Annotated in this window: 1 protein-coding gene; it reads right to left on the bottom strand. The window is 52.2% G+C overall.

Annotation, left to right across the window (positions count from 1 at the left end; all coding sequences use genetic code 11):
• Window positions 1-33: 33 nt before the first annotated feature.
• Window positions 34-1,089 (bottom strand): transposase (locus tag ACR6Z4_RS32180; RefSeq protein ID WP_479721395.1); only part of this gene is annotated, 1,056 nt, incomplete at its 5' end.

Below are 1,089 nucleotides of genomic sequence, written 5' to 3'. Positions count from 1 at the left end.
CTGCCTGACACATTTTAGTAAATAGCATGTAGATCAAGACTTGCAGGTTAAGGAACGAATCCGAGTAAACCAAATCTGGTCATAAAAATCTTGCTCAGCCCGATGCGAGGCAAAACAAGGTTCTGGGTCTTGCGGGAGCAATGGCAGAGGAGACAGGAGTTTTCGTCCTTTATGGACAATGCCCCGAAGCCATCGCAACCCGATTTTGAGGTAGCTAATGCCACGCCGCCAGTGGGGGTCAACCTGTTGACGTAACCCAGCAATTTGCACCGACATTCCTTGTGCCGTGGCATAGAGCAGAGTCAGTGCTGCGACCAGATAGAGCCGTTCCAATGCGGCTTCACAGCGTAACCGTGAATCTTCTAACGCAAAGACCCCTGACTTACTATCCAAAAACAATTCTTCGACTCGAAACCGCAGCGCATACTGCCACAAGGTTTGCAGTGAAGGAGCCTCATCGGTGACGACTGCCCAAGATTCTTTGGCTCCTTTAACGGTTGCCAACACTAAATTACACCGATGCACACCATCTGCCCATAAGCGCACTTGGCGGTACAACCGGGCTTCTCCCAAGGGTGGATATAAACTGCTCACCATCCTGGGATACTTGCTGGCACCGTGGAGCAGGACATCGCAGGGTAAGCGAAAGCAATAGTGCCACCGACTCGCTTGTAACCACTCCATCAGCTCATGATTGGCAAACCCTCGGTCAGCCAACAGCATCACATCGGGATGCTGGCGCAACAACCAGCGTGCTTGTCGCAGCAACGGTTGATACTCCTCAAAGGCGACGGTTGCACTGCCATGCTTCAAGACCCTCCAGAGCAATGGCACAGCACGCCCACAACAAACAACCGATAGATGAATCATGCAATATTGGTTCCATAACACGGTAGTGTCTATGGCAAGATAGAGACGATGCTGGTTCCATCCGCTTAACGCTGCCATCACTAACGGCAGATACAGCCGACTGACCCGCACCCGTTGATTGCCCAAAAAACGTCTCCACCGCCTCTCTACACTTTGCGCTTGCGTGGCTCGGCTCGGCACATAGGGTTCCCATGCAGGTAAACTCAACTGTCCGCTACA

This window comes from Calyptranema fuscum S582 (assembly GCF_055793305.1).
This window is presented reverse-complemented; position numbering and strand designations above follow the sequence as displayed.